The organism is Zhongshania sp. (assembly GCF_047636175.1).
GTDB lineage: Bacteria > Pseudomonadota > Gammaproteobacteria > Pseudomonadales > Spongiibacteraceae > Spongiibacter.
The window spans coordinates 41,011-59,941 of record NZ_JBLIKC010000014.1; the positions used below are offsets into that span (position 1 = coordinate 41,011).

The following is an 18,931-nucleotide window of genomic DNA, read 5'->3' on the forward strand; positions in this document are numbered from 1 at the left end:
GGTGAGAGTTCCTCATCCTTTCTTGGATAAAATACCTCATGGCACTAGCAAAGAAAACCAAAGCTGAAATTACTGAAGAATTAGTTGCCGAAGCCGTTGGCGCGGGCAAAAAAGCGCATTTAGAAACGGTCGATTTCTCCGATCCAAATCGCCCACTCACCTGTCTTGAAGTGGACTTCCCAATTATCCCCATCAATCAGATTGCTCAGATAGAGGGTAATGCAGGAAAGCCGATTTACCAAATGTCGAAGTGGTGGGCGCGCCGTCGCTCAAGTGTGTTTCGCTCAATGTTGATAGCTGCTGCAACGAAAGCTCCTGATGAGCCTTCGGAGGCTGCTAAATTGGTTTGGGAAAATTACTATGCCAATCATCAGGATAATGAAGGTTTTAAAAAGTTAAAAGTAGCTGATGTATTTATGGGCGGTGGAACAACACTGGTGGAAGGCGCCCGTCTTGGCATGCAAATGACAGGTAATGATTTAAGTCCGGTAGCATGGTTAGTGGTGAAGAATGAATTGGCGGATGTTGATTTAGATGAGATTAATAAACTTTTTGATCACGTTGAAAAAGAAGTAAAGCCACAGATAATGCCCTTTTATGCATGTGATGGGCCGAACGGTGAAAAAGGTAGGTGGACAAAGGTTTCAACTGGAATGGTCATGGGTAAAGACTTTGACCCATTGATGTTATCTCCTGAAGACAGGAATGATTTCGAATATCTCGGCCCTGAAGTGATTTATACTTTCTGGGCGAAGCACGGGCCGTGTTCAGGAGCAAACTGTGGTCATCGTACACCCTTGCTTAGCTCACCAGTAGTAGCTGTTAAAACGCTTTCGGTTAAAAGTTGGCAAGGTGTTGAGTGTCAAGCATGCAAAAAAGTGTTTGATATCGAACGTTACGAAGCACGTATGGCCCCGGATGTGCCTCTAGTGGTAAGTGAATCAGAGCAACCTTATGCAATTATGGATGATGCAGGTGTATATCAATGCCCGCATTGCGATAAAGAGCACTGTGATGAAGCTGCTGCGCGGAAGGGGGAGTCTTCTCGCTTACTCAAAAAAAGTAGTAAAAATAAAAAAGTGGAATTGACGCTTTTAGCACATCCGGAATGGCTTAAAGGTTCACCAGAGAGCGATGAATTCGGGATGTTGGGTGGAACATCGCTTAGCAGTGTAGATGCTACTCAGCGTTGGAATACCTTGAGGACAAAGACTCTAAAGCTGATTGAGGTTCGAGGAGTGTTACCGCAAAAAATTATCTGTCCAGATTCGGGGGAAATAATAGATACAGCTGAAGGTACAATACCTAGAAAATCGAAATTTACATGCCAAGAGAGTACATGTGGTCGCCAGCAGGATGTGCTTGATAGTATTAGAAATTCAAAACAAACGGGCCCTATGGCCTCTTACGTATTACAGTGCTATTCGCCGCTCAGAGGAACAACAGGGGCGCCCTACAATGGACGATACTTTGCACCAGCGGACATGAATTCAGCTAAAAGGCAGAACCTTTCGGTATCGGAATGGGAGGAAAGGAAAAACTCCGATTTAAAAGGTTATTGGCCTGACTCTGAGCTGCCATACGGGTTTATGACTCATCATTTGCAGGGTGGCGTACCGAATCATGGATTTACTCATTGGAATACGATGTTTAATCCAATGCAGCTTTTAATCCACGCCCAAATTCTTAAAGCGATAGATACATCACATGGATTTAGCGAAACCAGTAAGGAAATTGTGCTAGGTGCTTTTCAGCAGTATTTACGTAACCAGAATATGTTTTGTTTTTGGAATACAAAAGCAGACAAGATGGAACCAATGTTCAGCAATAATAACTATCATCCGAAATCAACAGTAATTGAAAATGCAGTTTTTGCTAATTTAGGAAGAGGTAATTGGGCTTCGTGCAGAGCAAATACACTTAAAGGTTTGGCGTGGTGCAAGACCCCGTGGGAAACCGTGTCTAATCAGATGTTGGAGAATATATCGCCAGATTTTGGCAAGCTTGTTAGCGGTAAAAGTTCCAAAGCCCTTGCTAAGGATCCAGTGCTGCCGGGAACTTTAGTTACATGTGGGTCATCAACCGAATTAACGCAATATACAGATCAATCATATGATCTAGTTATTACCGACCCGCCCTTCGGCGGTTTACTGCATTATGCGGAATTGGCTGATTTCTTTTACGTTTGGTTGCGGATACTGTTAAAAGACAAATATCCTGATATTTATGGTGGGGAATATACGCCGAAGACTTTGGAGGCAGTCTCGAACAAGGCGCGTCATCCGGATGATCCGGATGCGTTTTATAAACGCCTTTTGACGGAGTGCTGGCGTGAAGCGAATCGCTTACTGAAACCCGGTGGTATATTGGCATTTACTTTCCACCATAGTGAAGATGAACCATGGGTTGATGTATTGGAGAGCCTTTTTGATGCAGGATACTATTTGGAGGCAACTTATCCTATTCGAAGTGATGAAACTAAAGGTAAAGGTGAATTCGGTTCTAAGACCATTGAGTATGACATTATTCATGTTTGTCGAAAAAGGGTTGATGAACCTAAAAAAATTAGCTGGGCTCGATTACGTCGCAAAATTTTAGCTGATGTGCGCCAATTGCAGCAAATGTTAGAACATCATCAGTCTGAAGGTTTACCAATAGCTGATATTGAAGTTATTAAACGTGGGAAGGCGCTTGAGTATTTTTCACGTCATTACGGCCAAGTATACGTCGAGGAAGGACGGGAATTCACAGTGAATGAAGCATTGGTCGGTATTAATCAAATTTTAGATGACCAGTCAGAATCGGAATCGGGCGGTACGCCGGTGCTGTGTGAGCCAAATACTAGGCAGTTTTTACGAATTTTTGCAAAACAAGCCTTAGTTGAGCGAGATCAGATGCAAAAATTTCTACGTGGAAGTGGTATAGGGCCGTCGACCTTTGTCTCTTTAGGCTGGGCAACTGAAACGGCGCGTCCCAAAGCGTTTCACTGGCGTTCGCCAATAGAGGTATCGCAGGAAAGAATGGCTAGTAGTCGCTCGGTTAGTCGTGACTTTGATCAGGCTATGCTGTTGGTTGGTGCATGTTATGCGGACAGTGGAATCAATACTAAAAAGATACTTGATGGCGAATTTAAGCCTCACCCCGCCTTGGGTCATTTACTTGATTGGCTTCAACATAACGGTGCAGACAGCGCTATGCGACAAGCTAGTACTATTGCTCGTCAGCTTTATACCCGCTGGGAAGCAGATCATCAGGCAGTCGTGCAGCAGCAAATCGCTCTATTTGGCATGGAGGATGAGATGTGAGTGGTGTGCTAACGGATGATAAATGGAAGCGTCGAGGTGTCTCGGTGCTTTGGTGTGGAAATACGTTGGCTAAATTAAAGGCCGCAAATCGAGTGGTTAGCTTGCGCCAGTTTGTGGGCTTTTACGAAGCAGGTTGGCCCGAGGATATGCCATTACTTAATGACGATGGTTTGTATGTTGCAGGATTGGACGTAGCTGTGGATGCATTGTCACCGGAGGATGCCATCGAATGGCTGGAGTCTGAGATATACGAAATGATCTATGATTTTCAAAATCATGCGGAGGCTGCATTAGTTTTTTGGATGCCAGACTCGGGCCGGTGGAAAGAGGATGTTTTTAGCAATAGTTATCAATGGTGCTTGGCGGGGAAATATGATGCGCAGTTGTTTCCGTTGGGAAATTGTATTTGGAATGGCGCTCAAAAAGACGTCCGTCGTATAGAGTCTCCCGTGGCAGGAAAAAATAATGAATGGCTTGGGTTGTACCTTGAAAGGATTAGCTAGTAGGGATTGCGCATGAATTTTCAACCCGGTGAGCGCGTTAGGCACCTTGAGTTTGGGCAAGGCGTCGTCATATCGCTTGCTGGTGGTTATGCACGAGTTTTTTTCCCGCTAGGTGAGCGACAAGTTCCGATTAGCACCTTGGTGGAAGCGCTTAGTCATAATGAACGCGTCGTAGCAAATATCAGTTATGGAGTGGATAGTGCGGTCAAGGCATGGCTATCTTGGAAGGCTCATGAACTGCCCTTACAGGATACTGCAAGTTCGCTAACCTCGGCCAAAATCGATCTTCTACCTCATCAGGTAGTGTTAACTCACCGTATTGCCTGCGCTAGCCCTCGCCGATTTTTAATTGCGGATGAAGTGGGGCTAGGAAAAACTATTGAAACGGCTCTTGTCCTCCGAGAATTGGCGAGCCGCGGAGAGTTGAATCGTGCATTGATGATTGTGCCGGCTGGGTTGGTTAATAATTGGCACAGGGAACTCAATGAAGTCTTTAATCTGAATTTTGAAGTATTTGGCCGGGAGGGTGATGTCAGTGATCGGCGCAGCAATGCCTTTGCTAAGCATAATTTGCTGATAGCCAGTATCGACACCTTAAAGCGGCCTGTAAGAATTAAAAAGCTACAGGAGGCGCCGCGTTGGGATTTAGTTGTATTTGATGAAGCTCATCATTGTACTGCTAATAAGCAGGGTGGGAAAACGCGAAAGACTCAAAATTACAAGCTCGCCGAAGCGCTTCGAGATCATACTCGAGATATGATTCTACTTACGGCCACGCCGCATCAAGGCGATCATTTTCGGTTCTGGAAGCTGATAGATTTATTGGATCCAACCCTTTTCTCTAATGAGATGGAAATGCTGGAGGAACGTCATAGATTAAACCCTTATATATTTAGGCGCACTAAGGCAGATGCTTGTAAAGCAGATGGTTCCACCCTTTTCGCGCGGCGTTGGGTGCATACCGAGGCGTTTACCATGTCGGATGGTGAGCGAGAGTTTTATCAGGCCCTCAACGAGTATCTGCGTGATGGTTTTGCTTTAGCCAAAAAGCAAGGCGGAAAAGGCACCGCGTTGGGTTTTGTGATGACTATTTTCCAGAAAATCGCTGCCTCTAGTTTTGCGGCTGTTCATCGTACTTTGCGTCGTCGGTTGCTGGCGCTGACAGTGCATGAGGGCTTGATGCATGATGAAAATTTGGATATCGATGCGCGAGATATGGCTTTTCATGAAGCTTGTGAGCAAATACGTCAGGAATACGGGCTTGGTAAGGATCGGTTTGACGAGCTAGAAGTAGACCGGATACTAAATGACATCAAGCGCCGGCTGTTGAAAAAAATCAGTGAAGAGCAGCTTGCTGTTGCGTCTGATGCCTTCTCGGATGAGTTGGAAATAGCTGCCGCTGAAGATGCGGCTATGGATGCCGTTGCGTATGCGCTGCCGGAAGAACGCTTTCGGATTAAAGAATTATTGATGTTATTCCCTGCCGCTCGAGAAACGAAAGTAGATAAATTGATTGGCGCATTGGGAGTACTTTGGCAGCAAAATTCCAAAGAGCGGATTGTTATCTTTGCAACTTATCTAGGCACCGTCGAGATGCTAGGTGAGCAAATTGAAAAGGCGTACCCTGGGCAGGGAGTTGTAGTGCTGAAAGGTGGAGACCATGGCGCTAAGCTCGCCGCTGAGCGGCGATTTAAGCAGGCAAACGGGCCTAGAGTGATGATATGTACTGCTGCTGGACGGGAGGGAATAAACCTTCAGCATGCTCGCATACTTTTTAATTTCGACTTGCCTTGGAACCCGATGGATATGGAACAGCGTATTGGCCGAATTCATCGCTATGGTCAAACAGACACCGCTCAGGTTTATAACTTGGTACTCGGTGACACAATCGAGGGCCGTATTTTCTTATTGCTGGATGAAAAATTAGAAGAAATAGTAAAAGCTCTCGGTAAGGTTGATGAAAAAGGAGTTGTCGAGGAGGATCTGCGTTCTCAAATTTTAGGGCAGCTTTCTGAACAGATAAACTATCAGCAGTTATACTCACAGGCATTGCAAGACCCAGAACTAAAGCGAACCAAGCTAGAGCTAGAGGCTGCAATGGATAATGCTAAGCATGCGAAAGATGCCGTTTTTGAACTATTTCAAGATTTAGACGGTTTCAGTCTAGATGAATATGCGCCGCTGGCAAACACACAAGAGTCGATGGATGACTTGGTGAGATTTTTGCAAAAGGCGCTTCCTTATCAGGGCGAAGAAATAGAGGTAAGGGGTGGCAAACAATTTGCTTTGATCAAAGGTGGCGTGGAGCAGATGCTATTTACTACTGACCGGGATGAGGCTACTAATTCAGAAAAGTTGCATCTAATTGGTTTGGATCATCCAGCAATATCAGAATTGTTGGATCAATATCGAAACCTTGAACCTGAATTACTAGGTTTCAGCTCGGATGAAATTGGGGGCGGTGAATCTATTTCGATTTGGCAAGTTAGGGCTGAGAATGAAAAAGGACATTCAGTACATTCGGTAATGAAGCTTGCAGTTGATATAGATGGGAATCGATTGCCGCACCTTGAGAAGAAAATTGATGGCATATTTCAGTCAAGTTCTCGTAAAGCTGTGTCAGTAATTGATGTCCATAAGATTGAAGCGGTTTTAGAGCGTGAATTACATCACCGTAATATAGTAAAGCCTGAGCAAGCATATTCTGCCAAGTTGATTGGAATTGCTTGTGGGTGATGTGTATGCGGTGGGCCAGCCAAATCTGGAAGTGTATTTCCTCTAATCTCTTATTGGTGTAATTTCTATGGAAAGTGTTGATTTTGCGCCTAGGCTACTTTTTTAACTTATTGAAAAATATAATAAAAAAGCCGCGATATGCGGCTTTTTTATTAATTAAGAATATTTTCTCTAGTGATAGAATATTCTCTCTAGCGATACTTCGGGGGATGACAGCCTAAGCTACCAGCTCAATGCCCCACCGGTTTGATATTCAATCACTCGCGTTTCAAAGAAGTTCTTCTCTTTACGCAAATCCATGATTTCGCTCATCCATGGGAATGGGTTTTGCGAGCCGGGGAATTGTTCTTTAAGACCGAGCTGGCACAGACGACGGTTGGCAATGAACTGGAGATATTCTTCCATCATGCCAGCGTTCATGCCGAGTACACCGCGTGGCATTGAATCTATGGCGTATTCGATTTCTAGCTGCATGCCCTCAAGTATCATTTGGGTTACTTCGCCTTGGAACTTTTCGCTCCAGAGGTGTGGGTTTTCCAGTTTGATCTGATTGATCATGTCGATGCCAAAGTTCAGGTGCATAGACTCGTCGCGGAGTATGTACTGGAACTGTTCAGCAATGCCGGTCATCTTGTTGCGACGGCCCATAGACAGTATTTGGGTGAAGCCACAGTAGAAGAAGATGCCTTCGGTGACGGCATAGAAGCCGATCAGGTTACGCAGCAGTTCTTGGTCTGTTTCTGGGGTGCCGGTGTGGAAGTTCGGGTCGCCCAAGGCTTTGGTGTGCTGCAGGCTCCACGCCGCTTTTTTAGCGATAGAGGGCAGCTCGCGGTACATATTGAAGACTTCGGCCTCGTCCATGCCCAGTGACTCTACACAATACTGGTAGGCGTGGGTGTGAATGGCTTCTTCAAAGGCTTGACGCAGCAGGTACTGACGACACTCTGGGTTGGTAATATGGCGATAGACTGCCAGTACCAGGTTGTTGGCAACGAGTGAGTCGGCGGTTGAGAAGTAACCTAGTGAACGCATGATGATGCGGCGTTCGTCGTCGGTCAGACCTTCTGGATTTTTCCAGCAGGCGATATCGGCGGTCATATTAACTTCTTGCGGCATCCAGTGGTTGGCGCAGCCGTCGAGATATTTCTGCCAAGCCCAGTCGTATTTAAACGGCACTAGCTGGTTTAGATCGAGATGGCAGTTGATGATGCGCTTATCTTCTACGCGTAAACGCGCGGCGCCCATGTCTAGCTCTTCTAAGCCTGCTGCAAGGTCTAGTTTGGAGATGGCAGTATTGGCTTTATCGAGCACAGATTGATCGGCAGTGCTAAGCACTTCTTCGTTGTTTATGGTGGTTAGTGCCGCACTAACAACTGGCTCGGCTACTTTTGGTTCTTGTGGTTTTGCAACCGGCATAGTGGCAGGCGCTTCGTCTGTATCGAACTCGTCCCAACTTAGCATTTTGTAACCTCAATATTTCTAGTGTATTTCAGCGCTAATGTATGAGCACTGTAGATCTTGCTAGCGCCCTTACTCGTTATAGAGGGGGCGCCAATTTTGCCTATTGGCAGGCTTCGCAATCTGGCTCGTCAATTGAGCAGGCATTTGGTACTGGCGCTGCTTCTGGTTGAGCGGCAGACGCGGTGGCGGCTGCTTTGGGTGCTGCTTGCGACGACACCTTATTCATTGAGCCTTGAGAAACCGTTGATTTCTCAGTGGAGCTGGCGGCCAGTGCGCGGAGGTAGTAAGTGGTTTTTAGGCCACGGTACCATGCCATGCGATAGGTGATGTCGAGCTTTTTGCCCGATGCGCCAGCTATGTATAGGTTCAATGATTGAGCTTGGTCTAACCACTTTTGACGGCGGCTTGCGGCGTCGACTAACCAGCGCGGCTCTACTTCAAACGCGGTGGCATACAGTGCTTTAAGATCATCTGGAACACGGTCGATTTTACTGACCGAGCCCTCGTAGTATTTCAGGTCGTTGACCATAACCGCGTCCCAAAGACCGCGTGCCTTCAGGTCTCTAAGAAGGTAGGGATTAACGACGGTGAATTCGCCTGACAGATTCGATTTCACGTACAGGTTCTGATACGTGGGTTCGATAGACTGTGACACGCCAGTGATGTTGGCGATGGTGGCGGTGGGCGCAATTGCCATGACGTTAGAGTTACGCATACCCTGCGCTTTTACAACGGCGCGTAGGCTGTTCCAGTCTAGCGTTTGGCTTTGGTCCACTTCAATGTAGTCGGCACCGCGCTGGTCGATAAGCAGTTGCACAGAGTCGATAGGCAGAATGCCACGGCTCCATAACGATCCTTCATAGCTCTGGTAAGAGCCGCGTTCCACTGCCAAGTCGCTTGACGATTTGATGGCGTAGTAGCTGATGGCTTCCATTGAGCGGTCGGCAAATTCCACGGCTTCGTCAGACGAGTAGGGAATGTGCTGCTTGTATAGTGCGTCTTGGAAACCCATCAAACCCAGACCGACAGGACGGTGTTTGAAGTTGGAGTTCTTGGCCTGTGGCACGCTGTAATAGTTAATATCGATAACATTATCTAACATACGTACAGCAGTGGTAACGGTTTTCTCTAGTTTGACTAAATCTAAGCCATTCTCACCGATATGTTGGGCAAGGTTAACCGAGCCCAGGTTGCAGACTGCGATTTCATCTTTGCTAGTGTTCAGGGTGATTTCTGTGCACAAGTTTGATGAGTGAACCACGCCGACGTGTTGCTGTGGGCTGCGCAGGTTGCACGGATCTTTAAAGGTGATCCATGGGTGGCCTGTTTCAAATAACATAGACAGAATTTTGCGCCACAGATCGGCCGCTTTTACGCGCTTAAATAATTTTAAGTCGCCGCTGCGGGTCATCGCTTCGTATTCTTCAAAGCGGGTCTCAAAGGCTTTGCCGTACAGATCATGCAGATCTGGCACATTATTGGGTGAGAACAACGTCCACTCACCGTCTTGGAAAACCCGCTTCATGAACAAATCAGGAATCCAGTTGGCGGTGTTCATGTCGTGGGTACGACGACGGTCATCACCAGTGTTTTTACGCAATTCGAGGAATTCTTCAACGTCGATGTGCCAGCTCTCTAAATAAGCACATACCGCGCCTTTGCGTTTGCCGCCTTGGTTTACGGCAACAGCGGTGTCGTTAACCACTTTCAGAAAGGGTACAACACCTTGCGATTTACCATTGGTGCCCTTGATGTAAGCGCCTAGGCCGCGAACGGGTGTCCAGTCGTTACCCAAGCCGCCGGCATATTTAGACAGCATGGCGTTGTCTTGAATGGCGCCGTAAATACCGTGTAGATCATCTGGCACGGTAGTGAGGTAGCAAGACGACAGCTGTGGGCGCAGGGTGCCGGCGTTGAATAGCGTCGGTGTAGAGCTCATGTAGTCGAAGGAGCTGAGCAGGTCGTAGAACTCGATGGCGCGGGCATTGCGATTTTCTTCGTTCATTGCCAAGCCCATAGCAACACGCATAAAGAAGATCTGTGGCAATTCAATACGCACTTCATTGCTGTGAATAAAGTAGCGGTCATACAAGGTTTGCAGGCCCAAATAATGGAACTGCATGTCGCGCTCTGGCTTGATGGCAGCGGCTAATGCAGCCACGTCGTATTCAGACTCTAGGCGTGGATCTAACAGCTCTAGCTCAGCGCCTTTGCGCAAATAAATAGGCAGCGCTTGGGGGTAGTAAATGGTCATGTCGTGCTGAGTTGCGCTCTTGGCAACACCTAAGAAGGTTAGTGATTCAGCACGTAATTTGTCTAACAGCAGGCGGGCGGTGACCAAGCTGTAGTTGTGTTCTTGTTCAACCATGGCGCGGGCGGTGATGACCAGCGAGGTGTTGACCTCATCTTCTGGTACGCCGTTGTACAAGCTTTTCAGGGCTTCTTTTTGAACGGCGGCAGCCGAGACATCTTTCAGGCCTTCGCAGGCTTCTTGAACGATGAATTCTAGGCGACCTAAATCGAGTGGCGATTCGCTGCCATCGGCGTGCTTAACACGAATGCTGGGGTGAACATTTTCGCCAGTAGGGGCCAGTTGACGGCGTTCTTCGGTGCGGGCCGCGCGATACAAAACATAGCCGCGGGCGATTTTGTGTTCGCCGCTGCGCATTAAAGCCAGCTCAACTTGGTCTTGAATGTCTTCAATGTGCATTGTGCCGCCAGAGGGCATGCGGCGCTTGAACGTGGCGCTGACTTGATCGGTCAGTTTGGCAACGGTTTCATGAATGCGGGTAGAGGCGGCGGCATTGCCACCTTCTACTGCTAAAAAGGCCTTGGTGATAGCGACACTGATTTTGTCGTCGGTGTAAGCCACTACCGAACCGTTGCGTTTAATAACTCGCAATTGACCTGGCGCGGTGGCTTTTAGCTCAGTGTCATTATTGTTTTGTGGGGGAACGCCACTGGCATTGGTGCTGCTGTCTTGTTGGGTTTGCATGATATCTCCGGGCCCTTGCTGATGTCCTTGAAACTGCGCTGCGGCAATCTTTTTACGTAGCCTCTTTTTTTATCACCCGATGGTGGGTAGAGGGTTTGATTATGAGCTGCAATAACTTTGAAACGGGGTTTCAATGTGGATTGGTCATCCATTGTTATTTTGTCGGGCCAAAACCCTATATATGGGGTTTAGCTAAAGCTGGGATACAAGATAATGCGGTTTGCCTAAGTTGGCAAGCACTAGATGCTGTGTGTTTTCTGTGGATAAAGTGTCGATAAGTGGTGTGTAAAAGGTGTGCAAGCTGGCAGGCGCCCGCGACACGTGGGTTTCAGCTAGAGTGGGGGTTGCCACTGAGCTACCGCTGGTTAGTAGACGGATTGTGAATAAAAACGGTTTTTTTATACTCGAAAAAATTACGCGCTACCCTGTAGTAATTCTTCGCGGCTGAAGGCGATGAGGTGGTCGGCTTCGGTGTTGATTTGTACGGTTTCATTTATGGCGTAATTACGGTGGCTTGGCAGTAGTGCTTCCACGCGACTGCCCGTGGGCAGGCTTAATGTATAGAGGGTGGCGCTGCCGGAGAATACCTTTTCTACGACGGTGGCGGTAATGCCGCCAAAATCACTGAGCACAATATCGTCGGGTCGCAGTAGGATCTCAACCGGGGTGCCTGGTGGCCAGCGGTAGGCGCGATTTCCCATTAGGGTGCCAAACTCGGTGGTGACGGTGTTAGTTTCGCTGCCGATGACTCCGGGTAAAAAGCAGCCTTCGCCGATAAAGTCTGCAACGGAGCGATTACAGGGTTCGTGATAGAGGTTGAAGGGAATGTCCCACTGTTGCAGTTTGCCGCCATGGAGCAGGCCAATGTGGTCGCTAAAGGCAAAGGCTTCCTGTTGGTCGTGGGTCACTAATATGGCGCTGATACGAAGCTCTTTGAGTATGTCGCGCACTTCAAGGCTGAGGCGCTTGCGCAGCTCAGTATCTAAATTTGAGAAGGGTTCATCTAATAGCAGTAGATCTGGGCTCGGGGCTAGGGCTCGCGCCAGAGCCACGCGCTGTTGCTGTCCGCCAGATAATTCGTGTGGGTAGCGGTGGGCAACACCTTCTAGTCTCACCAGTTCCAGCAAGCGTTTTACGGTGCCGTTTTGCTCGCGATCATTTTGTTTGCGCAGGCCAAAGCGAATATTTTCCTTAACGCTAAGATGGGGGAATAAGGCGTAGTCTTGAAACACCATGCCAATATTACGCTGTTCGGGACCGACTAATTTACCGGGCTTGCTCAGGCAGTGATTGCGCAAAATAACCTTGCCGTGCGTCAGTGGCTGAAAGCCGGCTATGGCCCTAAGAATAGTGGTTTTACCGCAGCCGCTGGGGCCGAGTAAGCTACAAATGTCGCCATCATTGACGTGAAAGCTCACCTTATCGACGACGATATCGCTTTGATACTGGCATTGAATTTCTTGAACTTGCAGCAATGTAAGGGCCTTGATAGTGAGGTCAGTGGCTATGGCTAGCCGATAGCTTAAGCGATATTACAGTGGTTGTGCATGCTAAAGCTTATCATTTCTATTCGCAAAATGGCGGGATTTTCTTGTGCGAAGCCAGTAGAGTTTGGGGCTGGGGCGCTAGTTTTGATGCAACTTGGGTGCGGCTTAGCTCCGGTAAGTGTTGGCTTTAGAAAAGGTATCGGCAAACCATCCAGAGAATGAGACCAGGTGGATTGCCGCCAGCGCGGACTTAGGCTGCCGCGTGATTAAGTAAGAATTCGAGCAGGGCTTTTTGGGCGTGCAGGCGATTCTCGGCTTCATCCCAAATAACGGTGTTGGGATCGTCCATTAAGTCTGCACTGATTTCCTCGCCGCGCTTGGCGGGCAGGCAGTGCATATACAGTGCGTCGGGGTTGGCTAAATCTACAAGCGTGCGATTGAGCTGGTAGCCAGAGAGCTTGCGACGGCGCTCAGCTTTTTCTTCTTCTTGGCCCATAGACGCCCACACGTCTGTCACTAGAAGGTCTGAGTTGCGAGCAGCATCTATGGGGTCACGCACTATTTCAACGTGGTCACCGGCGGCGGCGACTAGGTCGGCGCGGGGTTCAAAGCCCTCTGGGCAGGCAATCATTAATTTAAAGTCGAGCATCATGGCGGCTTTGATATAGGACTGGCACATATTGTTGCCGTCGCCAATCCAAGCCACTTGTTTGCCCTTCATGTTGCCGCGATGTTCAACAAAGGTTTGAATGTCGGCCAGTAACTGGCAGGGGTGGTAGTCGTCGGTTAGAGCGTTAATAACCGGCACGCTGGAGTTAGCCGCAAAGCGTTCAATGATTTCGTGCTTAGAGGTGCGGATCATGACGATATCGCACATTGACGAAATAACCTTGCCGCTGTCTTCGATCGGCTCGCCGCGGCCGAGCTGGGTGTCGCGTGGCGAGAGGAAAATCGCGTGGCCACCCAAATGCGCCATACCGGCTTCGAAGGAAATACGTGTACGGGTAGAGGCCTTTTCAAACACCATGCCTAAAACGTAATTAGGAAACTGAACGCTGGTTTTGCGGGCTTTATGCTCTTTTTTGAGTTCGATGGCGCGCTGAATTAGCTGCTCCAGTTCGGCTGTACTCAAATCCGTGAGAGTTAAAAAATGTCTTAAGGCCATTCGGCTACCTATACTGCTGAACCGGCGTCACGCCGCGCTGCTCTGCTCTGCCCACGCTAAAATAAGCGGGCAAAGAATAGAGAGCAATTCATCAATTTCCTGTTGGTTAATAATTAGTGGTGGTAGTAAGCGTACCACCCGCTCTGACGTTACGTTGATCAGTAGACCTTTCTCCAGCGCTTGACCAACAAGTGCGGCGCAGGGGGTAGTTAACTCTATGCCAACCATAAAGCCTTGGCCGCGCACTTCTTTCACGTGCGGCGCGTTGGCGAGCTGTTTTTTAAGACCGTCGATTAAATAGCGGCCGTTTTCGGCAATCTGATCCATCATATTGTTGCTGGTCAATGTGTTGACCACCGCGAGCCCTGCGGCGCAAACCAAGGGGTTGCCGCCAAACGTTGAGCCGTGATTGCCAGGCTGAAATAACGACGCGGCTTTACCGCGGGCGAGGCAGGCGCCAATAGGGACGCCGTTACCTAAACCTTTTGCCGTAATTACCACGTCGGGCATGATGCTACTGTGTTGATAAGCAAAATATTTGCCGGTACGGCCATTGCCGCTTTGTACTTCGTCTAGCATTAGCAGCCAGTCGTATTTGTCACACAGTGCCCGAAGCTGGGAAAGATATTCTGGTGGCAAGGTGTGAATGCCGCCTTCGCCTTGAATGGGCTCAATTAAAACGGCGACAACGCTACTGTTGTTGTGGGCGATAGTTTCCAGCGCCTCAATATCGCCAAACGGCGCGCGGATAAAGCCTCGTACAAGGGGTTCAAAGCCCACTTGAATTTTACGGTTGCTAGATGCGGTTAGCGTTGCCAGAGTCCGGCCATGAAAGGCTTGCTCCATCACCACAACATGGGGGATTTCAATATTGCGATTATGACCATGCTTACGAGCGAGCTTGATAGCTGCTTCGTTAGCCTCGGCGCCAGAGTTTGCGAAAAACACATTGTCCATGCCGCTGGCGGCGCACAGAGCTTCTGCCAACTGCTGTTGTTTTTCCACGGAGTATAAATTGGAGGTGTGCAAAAGCTGGCCGGCCTGCGTTTGAATCGCTTCGGTGACGGCGGGATGTGAGTGACCCAATGCATTTACGCCAATGCCACTAATGCTATCTAGGTAGCGTTTACCGTCGGTATCGAACAGGCGCACACCTTCACCCCGGACAAAAGTGACCGGTAGACGTCCATAGGTGTTCATTATAGCCGGGTGAGCCATCAATAGATCTCCGTGCGCTGCAATATCACTAAAGTGCGATAACGACGCAAAAAAACAGTACAAAGGATTTAAAACGCAAAAGGGCAGCTAGAGCCGCCCAGACAGACCCTCAATAATATAAGGAACGCCGCTCGAATTCTAGGCCTTGGGGTGGGAAAAGCGCCTATCGCGATAATTTCTGTTCGCAAGATTTAGCTCACTGTTCAGCCCCAGCATTAAAGGCCAGAGGTCAGAGAGATGTTAATAACAGCTGGAGCGACGACTTAGTTGCCCCAAACAGTGTCATACAGCGCGGTGATTTGCTCGGCATTTGGAATAAGTGGGTTGTTTGCTGGTGAGCCGGAGCCTAGTGCTTGCTGCGCCATAGTGGGTATGGCCTGCTGCCATTGGGCCTTGCTAATACCAAAACTGGCGGGTGTGGGCACCTGTAAATCACTGCACAGTTGGCGCAGTGCGATGATCAGTTTTTGATTTGCCACCTCGTCGCTATCGCTGCTGTTGGCGAATTGCATGGTGCGGGCGCAGCAGGCATAGCGTGCCGGCGCGCCGCTAATTGACCACGCGGTAATGTCGGGCAGCAGCATAGCGTTGCTCATACCGTGGGGCACATGAAACAGCGCGCCAATGGGCCGACTCATACCGTGAATAAGAGTGACTGATGCGTTTGAGAATGCAATGCCGCCTTGGGTTGCGGCCAGCATCATGGCTTCTCTCGCTTCGCGATTATCGGGTTCTTGGCATGCGGTGCGTAAATGTTTGGCGATGGCTGCCATGGAAGCCAGCGCGATAGTGTCGGTAAAGGGGTTGGCGTGGCGGCTCACATAGGCTTCCAGTGCATGACAGAGGCTATCGATACCGGTGTCGGCTGTTAGCCTTAAGGGCATGGTCATGGTGAGTTCAAAATCTACTAATGCCGCCACCGGCATAAGGCCGAGGCCCATGCACAGCATTTTCTCTTGGGTTTCGGTGTCGGTGATCACGGCCGCGCGGGTGGCTTCTGAGCCGGTGCCAGCGGTGGTGGGAATGGCAATAATAGGAAGGCCATCATCCAGGGTTTGCGGCACTTTATAGCAGCGTATTGCCTGATCGCGGTTTGCCATGGCGGCAATGGCTTTGGCGGTGTCTATGGAACTGCCGCCACCTAGGGCGACGACGCAGTCGTGTTGTCCCTGTTTCAATACCGTCAATCCCGCAGCAATGGCGTCTGTGGTTGGGTCGGGCACCACACCGGTAAAGCGATTGTGAGTGAAGCCTTTTTCATTGAGCTGGGCCTCTAAGTTGTCTAGCCAGCCCAGACTGACAATAAAGTCATCGCTTATCAAAAGAGGGTCTTTCAGGCCGAGTTCGTCTAGCACCTCGGGCAGCAGGCGGCTGACGCCAGCGCCAATACGCAGTATTCGAGGTAGGTTGATGTTGGCTGACATAGTCGGATTCTCTTTTTAATTAGTAGGATAGTTAAGCTTGAGTCGCTGCAAAATACAAATCGGGCCTTAATTGCCGAAAACGTATGCATTAATTCGGTGCTTTATCCGTCTGATCTGTTATATAGGAGTGGCACTATTTCGGAACGCTGTTTGGTTTTGGCTTGTGATGTCGGCGTTCAGGCTGTGTGAATCAACATATTTAAGAAGAAAAACAAAAACAGGGAGCAGGCAATGATAAGTAAACCCAAGTTCAAATGTACTTTGCTCGGGATTTCGGTGGCGATGAGTTTTGCTGTTAGTGCGCCGCTTAGCCAAGCAGAGTCTAGCCGTGTTATTGAAGAAGTGCTGGTTACCGCGCGTAAGCAGTCTGAGACCTTGCAAGATGTACCGTTCTCTGTTGCGGCAATGACCGAGGACAAGTTGCAGCGAAGTGGCGCAACAGATATCGAGTCCATGGCCGCGAATGTGGCGGGCATTACAATTCAGAACCTTGGTCCGGGTCAGAGTCAGGTCTCTATTCGCGGCATTTCGGCAGGGCAAATTGTTCGTGACCAACCAGGCGTAAAAGAGCAGGTTGGTGTGTATATGGATGAGTCAGTGATTTCGATGTCGCTGTTCACGCCTGACTTGGATTTTTACGATATGAATCGCGTAGAAGTGTTGCGCGGACCGCAGGGAACCTTGTTTGGTTCGGGTTCCTTGTCTGGGACAATCCGTTATATCACCCAGCAGCCTAATTTTGATGGCGTTAGCGGTTCTATTCAGGGCGATGCAGAAACCATTAGTCACGGCAGCGATGGAGGCAGCTTGAAAGCGCATTTAAACGTGCCCTTGAGCGATAAGGTCGCCCTGCGTATGGTGCGTTATTATCAGGAATTCGGCGGATTTATTGACGCCTTGCAGCCCGACGGCAGTGTCAATGAAGACGTAAATGAAGGCGTGCGCGAAGGTGGGCGTTTGGCGGTGTTGTTTCAGCCAAACGATGCTTTGAGTATTACCCCGAAGGTGGTGTTTCAAAAAATTGATATAGACGGCTTCAACCGTGAGGACGACTACCACCTTTTAGCTAACCCCTACACCACTACTCGTCCGGCAATAACTTTGGGTGATTATGAGCAGTACACTCAATTAGAGGAGAGTTTTGAGGACGATTTCGCGCTGTTCGATCTCACCGTGAATTACGATTTTAACGACCAATTGAGCTTGACCTCTGTGAGCTCTTACACCGATCGCGATGTATTGGTGGTTAGGGACGCAACCGCCCTGAACTCCAGTATTACTGGTGGTTCCTACGGCGAGGCCCCCTCAGTCTATTTGCTGGACGCGCCCTTATACGATCGAACCTCGGCAGAGGTGCTTACCCAAGAGTTCCGTTTGAGCGGTTTCGACGGCCCGATGCAGTGGGTTGCCGGGGTGTTTTATAGTGAAGTGGAACGGCACTATAGCCAGTCTTTACTTGTTGACGGCTTTGAAGCCAGCAATCCCCAGAACCCGGATCTCTCGGGCTCAACAGCAGGCCAGAGGGCGAGCACGGATGAGCTTTACTACTCTGATATTCCCTATCAATTGGATCAATATGCGATCTTTGGTGAGGTGTCTTATGACCTAACTGATAAAACCATGTTGGTGGTGGGCGCGCGCTATTTTGATTATGAAGAAACCCGCGTGCTTAGCTTTGACGGGATCTACACGGCGGCGATTATCGACGACCGCAGTGTGGTGAGTTCTAACGGAGTTTCGCCGCGTGTTATTGTGCGCCATGCTTTTAACGACAATGTCATGTTAAATGCTCAGGTGTCCCAGGGCTTTCGCTTAGGCGGCAATAACGACCCACTTAACGTGCCACTGTGTAGCTCGACCAATAATGACGAGCAAATTTACGGCAACAACCGAGACTTTGATGACGAGACCGTTACCAATTATGAAGTTGGCGCAAAAACCAATTTCATGGGCGGCGCAGGTACGTTTAATGTTTCGGCCTTCCATGCCCAAATCAAAGATCTGCAAGTTACCGTCGATGCCGGCTCGTGTTCTTCGCGCTTAATTTACAACGCAGATGAAGCTCACAGCAGTGGTGTTGAGATGGAACTGTTCATGCGGCCACTGAGCAATCTGGAGTTTGGCTTGTCGGCGAGCTTTGTGGAAGCCGAGCTGGACTCCGATGTGGAGTCAGAGGGTTCAGTGTTGGCGGTTGTCGGCGGTCAAGATGGCGATGATTTGCCGACTGCACCGGGCTTTGAACTCGCGGCATCGGTGACCTATTACTTCCCCGTTTTTAATAGCTGGGAAGGTTTTGCCAATGCGACCTATCAAAATGTGGGTGAGCGCTATACCAAGATCTCTGACCAAAATAATAATGGTCAGGGCGTGGCGACCTTGTATCCCAATGTAGGTGGTCCGCTAACTCAGGCGACTTATGGTTATGACCGAGAGATGGATAGCTACGAAATTGTGAACCTGCGCTTGGGTGTTCGTAACGAAAACTGGGATACTGCGCTGTTTGTTCGCAATGCGACCAATGAAAAGGCGGAGCTGTCAATTGATACCGAACGCGGCGGTAATGCGCGGGTTGGTCATCATGTTAATCAACCGCGTACCATTGGTCTGAGTGCGCGCTACAGTTTCTAACGCCACTGT

Annotated in this window: 10 protein-coding genes; 4 read left to right on the plus strand and 6 right to left on the minus strand. The window is 49.1% G+C overall.

Translation table 11 applies throughout. From position 1 onward, the window contains the following. The first annotated feature begins 38 nt into the window (after positions 1-38). The 3 genes from ACI955_RS09940 to ACI955_RS09950 are packed head-to-tail and all read left to right on the plus strand — an operon-like array spanning position 39 to position 6,544. Positions 39-3,305 (plus strand): hypothetical protein, encoded by a 3,267-nt coding sequence (locus ACI955_RS09940; protein WP_415243594.1) that lies wholly within the window; start codon positions 39-41, stop codon positions 3,303-3,305. After that, positions 3,302-3,808 carry a hypothetical protein gene (locus ACI955_RS09945; RefSeq protein ID WP_415243595.1) on the plus strand — a complete coding sequence of 169 codons (507 nt, stop codon included), beginning with the start codon at positions 3,302-3,304 and terminating at the stop codon, positions 3,806-3,808. Before ACI955_RS09940 ends, ACI955_RS09945 begins: the two co-directional genes overlap by 4 nt. 12 nt (positions 3,809-3,820) lie before the next feature. Then, positions 3,821-6,544: a DEAD/DEAH box helicase gene (locus ACI955_RS09950; RefSeq protein ID WP_415243596.1), complete on the plus strand. Its 2,724-nt coding sequence runs from the start codon at positions 3,821-3,823 to the stop codon at positions 6,542-6,544. 222 nt (positions 6,545-6,766) lie between these two features. Here the strand turns inward: ACI955_RS09950 and ACI955_RS09955 are convergent, their stop codons facing one another. The 6 genes from ACI955_RS09955 to ACI955_RS09980 form a co-directional block, all read right to left on the minus strand. Beyond that, positions 6,767-8,005, minus strand: coding sequence for a ribonucleotide-diphosphate reductase subunit beta (locus ACI955_RS09955; RefSeq protein WP_415243597.1), 1,239 nt, complete (start codon positions 8,003-8,005; stop codon positions 6,767-6,769). Between the two features lie 100 nt (positions 8,006-8,105). Further along, positions 8,106-11,000, minus strand: a complete 2,895-nt coding sequence (locus tag ACI955_RS09960; protein WP_415243598.1) for a ribonucleoside-diphosphate reductase subunit alpha — start codon at positions 10,998-11,000, stop codon at positions 8,106-8,108. 413 nt (positions 11,001-11,413) lie between these two features. Further along, entirely contained in the window at positions 11,414-12,475 is a 1,062-nt protein-coding gene (locus ACI955_RS09965) for an ABC transporter ATP-binding protein (RefSeq protein ID WP_415243599.1), read from the minus strand. A gap of 262 nt (positions 12,476-12,737) precedes the next feature. Further along, positions 12,738-13,652 carry an ornithine carbamoyltransferase gene (argF, locus tag ACI955_RS09970; protein ID WP_415243600.1) on the minus strand — a complete coding sequence of 305 codons (915 nt, stop codon included), beginning with the start codon at positions 13,650-13,652 and terminating at the stop codon, positions 12,738-12,740. 27 nt (positions 13,653-13,679) lie between these two features. After that, entirely contained in the window at positions 13,680-14,870 is a 1,191-nt protein-coding gene (locus ACI955_RS09975) for an aspartate aminotransferase family protein (protein WP_415243601.1), read from the minus strand. Positions 14,871-15,133: 263 nt separating this feature from the next. Next, the gene (locus ACI955_RS09980) at positions 15,134-16,294 is read right to left on the minus strand and encodes an iron-containing alcohol dehydrogenase (RefSeq protein WP_415243602.1); all 1,161 of its coding nucleotides are present in this window, start codon (positions 16,292-16,294) and stop codon (positions 15,134-15,136) included. A gap of 231 nt (positions 16,295-16,525) precedes the next feature. Between ACI955_RS09980 and ACI955_RS09985 the strand changes: the two genes are divergently transcribed. After that, on the plus strand, positions 16,526-18,922 hold the full coding sequence (locus tag ACI955_RS09985; protein ID WP_415243603.1) for a TonB-dependent receptor: 2,397 nt from the start codon (positions 16,526-16,528) through the stop codon (positions 18,920-18,922). Positions 18,923-18,931: the final 9 nt, after the last annotated feature.

Bases quoted from the DNA above. Each gene is read 5' to 3' on its own strand.
- ACI955_RS09940 (WP_415243594.1), top strand. From the start codon at position 39: ATGGCACTAGCAAAGAAAACCAAAGCTGAAATTACTGAAGAATTAGTT.
- ACI955_RS09950 (WP_415243596.1), top strand. From the start codon at position 3,821: ATGAATTTTCAACCCGGTGAGCGCGTTAGGCACCTTGAGTTTGGGCAA.
- ACI955_RS09955 (WP_415243597.1), bottom strand. From the start codon at position 8,005: ATGCTAAGTTGGGACGAGTTCGATACAGACGAAGCGCCTGCCACTATG.
- ACI955_RS09960 (WP_415243598.1), bottom strand. From the start codon at position 11,000: ATGCAAACCCAACAAGACAGCAGCACCAATGCCAGTGGCGTTCCCCCA.
- argF (WP_415243600.1), bottom strand. From the start codon at position 13,652: ATGGCCTTAAGACATTTTTTAACTCTCACGGATTTGAGTACAGCCGAA.
- ACI955_RS09975 (WP_415243601.1), bottom strand. From the start codon at position 14,870: ATGGCTCACCCGGCTATAATGAACACCTATGGACGTCTACCGGTCACT.
- ACI955_RS09980 (WP_415243602.1), bottom strand. From the start codon at position 16,294: ATGTCAGCCAACATCAACCTACCTCGAATACTGCGTATTGGCGCTGGC.
- ACI955_RS09985 (WP_415243603.1), top strand. From the start codon at position 16,526: ATGATAAGTAAACCCAAGTTCAAATGTACTTTGCTCGGGATTTCGGTG.